Source organism: Kitasatospora sp. NPDC094019, assembly GCF_044764505.1.
In the GTDB taxonomy this organism is placed as follows: Bacteria; Actinomycetota; Actinomycetes; order Streptomycetales; family Streptomycetaceae; genus Kitasatospora.
The window spans coordinates 12,628-19,373 of record NZ_JBIWIF010000009.1; the positions used below are offsets into that span (position 1 = coordinate 12,628).

Annotated in this window: 5 protein-coding genes; all 5 read left to right on the forward strand. The window is 73.6% G+C overall.

Annotated elements, in window-relative coordinates; all coding sequences use genetic code 11:
- Positions 1–668 precede the first annotated feature (668 nt).
- The 5 genes from ACIQ9P_RS21190 (at position 669) to ACIQ9P_RS21210 (ending at position 6,735) form a co-directional block, all read left to right on the forward strand.
- On the forward strand, positions 669–914 hold the full coding sequence (locus ACIQ9P_RS21190; RefSeq protein ID WP_402358070.1) for a phosphopantetheine-binding protein: 246 nt from the start codon (positions 669–671) through the stop codon (positions 912–914).
- Between the two features lie 34 nt (positions 915–948).
- Positions 949–2,472, forward strand: a complete 1,524-nt coding sequence (locus ACIQ9P_RS21195; RefSeq protein WP_402358073.1) for a tryptophan 7-halogenase — start codon at positions 949–951, stop codon at positions 2,470–2,472.
- Positions 2,473–2,654: 182 nt separating this feature from the next.
- Positions 2,655–4,037 carry a cation:proton antiporter gene (locus ACIQ9P_RS21200; protein WP_402358076.1) on the forward strand — a complete coding sequence of 461 codons (1,383 nt, stop codon included), beginning with the start codon at positions 2,655–2,657 and terminating at the stop codon, positions 4,035–4,037.
- A 176-nt stretch (positions 4,038–4,213) separates the two neighbouring features.
- The gene (locus ACIQ9P_RS21205; RefSeq protein WP_402358079.1) at positions 4,214–5,587 is read left to right on the forward strand and encodes an MFS transporter; all 1,374 of its coding nucleotides are present in this window, start codon (positions 4,214–4,216) and stop codon (positions 5,585–5,587) included.
- A 122-nt stretch (positions 5,588–5,709) separates the two neighbouring features.
- Positions 5,710–6,735, forward strand: coding sequence for an ABC transporter substrate-binding protein (locus ACIQ9P_RS21210; protein ID WP_402358082.1), 1,026 nt, complete (start codon positions 5,710–5,712; stop codon positions 6,733–6,735).
- The last annotated feature ends 11 nt before the right edge of the window (positions 6,736–6,746 follow it).

Below are 6,746 nucleotides of genomic sequence, written 5' to 3' on the forward strand. Positions count from 1 at the left end.
CGCCGTGGGGGGACCACCACCCGCAAAGGCACTCCGGGGGGGGCCGCTGGAGGGGCGCCCGGGGGGGGGGGGGGCCGGGCCGGGGGCCGGGGGGGGGCCCCCCCCCCCCCCGCGGGGGGGCCCGGGCCCCGGCCTGCCCCGGGCGTCCTGACCTGTTCCCGCCCGCCGTCCCGCCCGCCGCCGCGTCCTGTGGCCCGGTCGCGGGGGGCGTCGAGAGATCCTGAGAGCCGCCGGGCGCGCGGCGGAGTGACTGCCGCGCGCCCGGCGGCTTCGCCGTGCCCGCCGCCGGGCGGGTCGCGCCGTGCTGCTCGTTCGTGTGTCCGTCCGCGGTCCGCCTGTGGCGTCCGTCACGGATCCGCTCCTCCCGTCGGCCGGGCGCGGCCCGACGGCCCGCGGCCCGCGTGGCCCCTGTCGGGTCGGAATCCCGGCCTTCGCCCCGCTGCCACCACCTTCGGCGGTCACCGCGGACCGAGTTGACGGCCCGTCCGGAGTCGGCCCGGCCTGCCGATTCCCGCCGGGAGGGGGCTTGACGGGAGGGTCGCAAACCAACTTAGGTAAGCCTAACCTTACTGACATCGGGAAAGTCGGGCCGCGCCGGACGTGCCGTGATCACCGGACCGCCGCCGTGCCCCGAAGTCGCTCGCAGACCGAAGAGAGGACGGCTGTCGATGGCCGAGAATCCCGCCCCGAGGCTGAGCCTGGACCGCATACGGCAGGACGTGGCCGATGTCCTGCGGGTCGACCCCGGCGACCTGGAGGACGACGAACTCCTGCTCGAACAGGGCATGGACTCCATCCGGCTGATGACCCTGGTCCAGCAGTGGCGCGACGAGACGGGGACCGAGATCACCTTCGTCGACCTGGCCGGCCGCGCCACCCTCACCCGCTGGTGGGAACTGCTCCGCGACAAGTGACCGCCCCCGTCCCACCGCCCAGAAGGAAACACTCTTGAGTACTGCCGAACAGCCCACGCTGCACGAGGAGTTCGACGTCGTCGTGGTCGGCGGCGGCCCCGGTGGCTCGACCGCCGCCACCCTCGTCGCCAAGCACGGACACCGGGTCCTCCTGCTGGAGAAGGAGACCTTCCCGCGCTACCAGATCGGGGAATCGCTGCTTCCCGCCACGGTGCACGGCATCTGTCGCCTGCTCGACGTCCAGGACGAGATGGAGCGGGCCGGATTCATGGTCAAGCGGGGCGGCAGCTTCCGCTGGGGCACCAACCCCGTGCCGTGGAACTTCCTCTTCGCACTCGCCCCGGAACTCTCCGGGCCCACCTCGTACGCGTACCAGGTCGAGCGGATGAAGTTCGACGACATCCTGCTGCGCAACGCCGCCAAGCACGGCGTCGACGTGCGCGAGAACTGCGCGGTCGGGGAGGTGCTGGAGGACGGGGACCGGGTGAGCGGGGTGCGCTGGACGGGCCCGGACGGCCGCCGCCACGAGGCCACGGCGCGCTATGTCATCGACGCCTCGGGGAACAGGACTCGGATCAGCAGGCACGCCGGAGGGGAGCGGGTCTACTCCGAGTTCTTCAAGAACCTTGCGCTGTTCGGTTACTTCGAGGGAGGCAAGCGACTGCCGGGGGCCGACCGGGGCAACATCCTCTGCGCCGCCTTCGACGAGGGCTGGATCTGGTACATCCCGCTGAGTGACACGCTCACCAGCGTCGGCGCCGTCGTGAGCCGGACGAGGGCCTCCGAGATCCAGGGCACGCAGGAGGAGCAGGAGAAGGCGCTGCTCGGTTTCGTCGATCGCTGCGACATCGTCCGTGACTACCTCTCCGAGGCCACCAGGGTCACCGAGGGCACCTACGGCGAACTGCGGGTCCGCAAGGACTACTCGTACGCCAACACCCGTTTCTGGCGGCCGGGCATGGCCCTGGTCGGCGACGCGGCCTGCTTCATCGACCCGGTCTTCTCCACCGGTGTCCACCTGGCAACCTACGCCGGTCTGCTGGCCGCGCGCTCGATCAACAGCGTGCTGGCGGGCGAGCTGACGGAGCAGCGGGCCTTCGAGGAGTTCGAGGGCCGCTACCGGCGCGAGTACGCGGTGTTCTACGAGTTCCTGAGTGCCTTCTACGACATGCAGGGCAATGAGGAGAACTACTTCTGGAAGGCCAAGAAGGTGACCGCCTTCGACTCCTCGGACCTGGAGGCGTTCGTCACCCTGGTCGGCGGGGTCGCCTCCCGCGAGCGCGCGCTGACCGGTCCGGCCGAGCTGGCCGAACAGTTCGCCTCCTCCTCGAAGTCGCTCGCCGACGCCGTCGCCGCCACCGGCTCCATGCAGACCGAGTCGGGCGAGCGGATGGACCACCTGTTCGGCGCCAAGGTCGTCGGTGACGTCATGCAGGAGATGAACGAGATCCAGCGGCGCGGTGTGCTCGGCACCGGGACCAAGGAGTCCCCGCTGCTGGAAGGCGGTCTGGTGCCCGGCCCGGACGGCCTGTCCTGGGCCGAGCCGGCCACCGGCTGATCGGAGGGCCCGGACCGACTGCACGGCCCGGACGGCCGCGCCACCCCGGCCGATCGCACGGCCCGGCTGCCGGGCGGTTCCGCGCCCGGCAGCCGGACGGCAGCCGGACGGCAGCCCCCAAGGACCCCGCCCCGCAGGCGGGGTCCGCCCCACGAGAACGAGAAAGGCAGGTCGGCGGACCGGTGGGCTTCCCCTCACTCGGCGAACACGCCCAATGGGCGCTGCTGGTGCAGCTGTTGGCCATCACGGCGACGGCGCACGCGGCCGGGGCCGCCGTCCGGCGGCTCGGCCAGCCCGCCGTGATCGGACAACTGCTCGCGGGCGTTCTGCTCGGCCCGTCCGTCCTCGGCCTGCTCTGGTCGGACGCTGCCCGACTGATGATCCCTCAGGAGCGTTTGCTCGGCGCCCCGTTGAACGCGGTCGCCTGGCTCGGGGCGGCGTTCCTGCTGCTGCTCACCGGCCTGGACACCGACCTGAACGCGGTGCGGCGGCTCGGTCGACCCACGCTGCTGATCGGTGCCGGGGCGGTGCTGCTGCCCTTCGCGGCGGGCCTCGCCCTGGCGCTCGCGCTGCCCGCCTCGTTCGCCGGCGCGCGGGCCGGCGACGTGGCCTTCGTCCTGCTGGTCGCCGTCTCGCTGAGCATCTCCTCGATCCCGGTCGTGGCCCGGATCCTCGCCGAACTCGGCTTCACCCAGGCGGACTTCGGCCGGATGATCCTCGCCGTCGCGCTGGCCTCCGACGCGCTGGGCTGGCTGGCGCTGGCCGCTGTCACCGTCGTCTCCGGGCCCTCCGCCGGGATCGGGGCGCTGGTCGCCCCGCTGGCCGGACTGGTCCTGCTGACCGCCGCCGTCCTGCTGGTCGGCCCCCGGCTGGTCGACGCGGTCCTGACCAGGCTGCCGCGCAAGGAGAATCCGGCCGGGGGCGGCGGTACGGGGGCCACAGGTGCCACCGGGCCCGGCGGACACGGCGAGCTGCTCACCGCCGTCGTCCTGGTGCTGCTGCTCGCCGTCGCGGCCCAGGTGGCCGGGTCGGACGGACTGCTCGGCGCCTTCGCCGCCGGACTGCTGATCGGCCGATCGCCCTACCACCGGGAGCGGCTGCGCGCCCAACTGGAGCCGGTCACCCTGACCGTGCTGGCCCCCGTGTTCTTCGCGGTCGCCGGACTCCGGATGGACCTCACCGCGCTCGGCGGCCCGGGCACCCTGCTCTGGGCGGCCGGCTATCTCGCCGTCGCCGTCGGCTGCAAGATCGCCGGCGCGTACGGCGGCGCCCGGCTCGCCGGTCTCCCGTCCCGGCAGGGGCTGGCCGTGGCCGTCGGGCTGAACTGCCGCGGTGCGATCGAGGTGGTCGTCGCCTCGGTGGGCCTCTCGGCGGGTGTGCTGAGCGAGCGCGGCTACACCGTGATCGTGCTGATGGCCCTGATCACCACCGTGATGACCGGGCCGCTGCTGCGGGCCGTCGTGCCGCGCGCCGCCGGTGCGGGCCGCGGCGTCGGGCCCGGCGACAGCGCGGCGGCCCCCGGGGTCGGACCACCGGAGGTGGCGGCCCGTCCGCCGGGCCGGTAGCACCCGGCCCCGCCGTCCGGGGCCGGACCGCCCCGCCCGTTCCCCGTCCCCCGTTCCCTTCCTGCCCCTGTTCCCCACTCGCTTCCCGCCCCCGCTCCCTTCCCGCCCCCGGCCGGGAACGCCCGCCCCGCCCGGCGCACCCGCGACCGGCACCCTTCCTCCCCAGGAGCCTTCGAGTGTCCCTGCGCGATCTGTTGATCGACATCGAGCCGCTGCGCGCGAGCCGCGACTTCCGGGCCGTGTTCATCGCCCGCACCGTCTCCCTGTTCGGGCTCGGCGTCGCGACCGTCGCCCTGGCCTCGCAGGTCTACGACCTCAGCGGTTCGACCCTCACGGTGGCCGCCGTCGGCATGGTGATGAGCGTCAGTGTGCTCATCGGCTCCCTCGTCGGCGGTGTGCTCGCCGACCGGCACGACCGCCGCATACTGATCGTGTCGGCCCGAGCCGCCGCCACGCTCGCCTTCGCGGGTCTCGCCGTCAACGCCTACCAGGACTCCCCGAAGCTCTGGGCGGTCTTCCCCTGGGTGGCCTGGGACGGCCTCGCCTCCGGAGTCAGCATCACCGCCCTGATGGCGGTCGCCCCGACCCTGGTTCGGCGGGACCAACTGCCCGCCGCCGGCGCGCTGCTCTCCCTGACCACCGAGATCGGCTCCGTGGTGGCACCCTTCCTGGGCGGCATGCTGCTCGCCGCGGCCGGGCCGGGTACGGCGTTCGCGGTCACCGCGGCCACCACCGCGGTCACCACCCTGCTGGTCACCCGGCTCCGTCCGCTGCCGCCGGTCTTCGAGGAGGACGACGAGGACGAGCCCGCCGGGGCCGGGAGTGACGGGGCCGGGGCCGACGCGGGCGGGACCGGCGGCCGTCGCCCCGGGCCCGACAACTCCCTGCTGGGAGCCGTCCGGTACGCGCTGCGCCACCGGGTGGTGGGCGGTCTGCTGCTGCTCGGCAGCGCCACCTCGCTGTTCGGGGTCCCGGTGGTGCTGCTTCCCGAACTCGTCGACGTCCGCTACGGCGGTGGCACGGTCATGCTCGGCCTGCTCTACAGCGCCCCGGCCGTGGGCGCGGTGCTGACCTCGGCGACCAGCGGCTGGATCGGCCGCAGCCGGCGGCCCGGCGCGGTGCTGATCGGCGCGGTGCTGGTGTCGGGCCTCGCGATCGTCGGCTTCGGCCTCAGCCCCTCCGTGGTCCCGGCCTTCCTCGCCCTGGCGGTCGCGGGTGCGGCCGGCACGGTGGCGGCCATCCTCGACTACGCGCTGCTCCAGCACCACACCCCGGACCGGCTGCGCGGGCGGATGTCCGGCTTCATGACCGCCCAGGGGACCACCGGGGAGATCGGCGGCGAGGCCGAAGTCGCCCTGCTCGCCCGCTGGTTCAACCCCGGGGGCGCGGCGGTGATCAACGGTGTGGTCTGCGCCCTGGCCGCCGTCGCCGTGGCGCTGACCGTCCCGGGCCTGCGCAACGCCACCCTGCCCGACGACGACGACGAGGACGAGGACGAGGGCGACGGCGAGGACCGGGTCGCCGACGCGGTCGCACCCGCGACCCCCTGATCCCACCCCCGATCTCCCGACCCGGCCGCACCGTCGGCCGTCCGGTCGGGACCCGGGCCGCGGCCCGCCTCCCCGCAGGCCGCGGCCCGTCGAAGAAACCGAAGAACCGAAAGGCACCCCAGGTGACCAGTCACACCACAGCCGCGCAGCGAGGACCGGCCGGCGCCGGAGCACGGACGGGCCGCTCGCGCGGCGCGCTCGCCGCGTTCCTCGCCGCCGCGCTCATCGCCCTCACCGCCGCCTGCTCCACCACCTCCGAGGGCGGCAGCGGCGCCGCGGCCCCGGCCGGGGGCACCGCGGGTACCACGCGCGTGGTGACGACCCCGGACGGCGACATCACCGTGCCGGCCAGTCCGAAGCGGATCGTCGGGCTCTCCTACGCCGCCGCCTGGCTCCTGGACGCGGGCATCCCGATGGTCGGCGTCACCTCGATCGACGACGCGGCGCTCTCCGCCGAGCAGAAAGCCAAGGTCAAGGAGATCCCGCTGGTCGGTGAGGGCAACGAGCTCAACTTCGAGAAGATCGCCTCGCTCCGGCCCGATCTGATCGTCATCTCCGCCCCGAAGCGGGTGCAGTTCCAGATCGACAAGCTCAAGCCGATCGCCCCGGTGGTCTCCTTCGGCATCGGCAACCCGGACGAACTCCTGCCCACCTCGCTGAAGGTCACCGACGCCGCCGGTCACCCGGAGGCCGGACTCGCGGTGAAGAAGCAGTACGAGGACAAGGCCGCCAAGCTGAAGGCGACCTACGCCGAGAAGCTGGCCAGGACCAACTGGGCGATCGTCAACTCCGGCGAGCCCGGCAAGTTCTCCGCCTACGACGGCAAGTCCTGGCTCGGCCTGGTGGTCAAGGACGCGGGCGCCAGGTTCGCCACGCTGCCGGGCGTCACCTTCACCGACGCCTGGGCCGACCTCTCCTTCGAGGAGATCGGCAAGCTGGAGTCCGCCGACGTGATCCTCGTCGACGGCGACGAGGAGGGCGGGAAGCCCTCGGCCGAGACCACCGAACTGATCGGCCAGGCCAACTGGAAGAACCTCAAGGCGGCCAGGAACGGCCAGGTCCACCCGGTCCCGGCGTTCTTCACCAGCCGCTACCCCGAGGCCGTCCGGATCCTCGACCAGCTGGAGCAGGTCCTCGCGTCGCTCTGACCCGGCGCCGG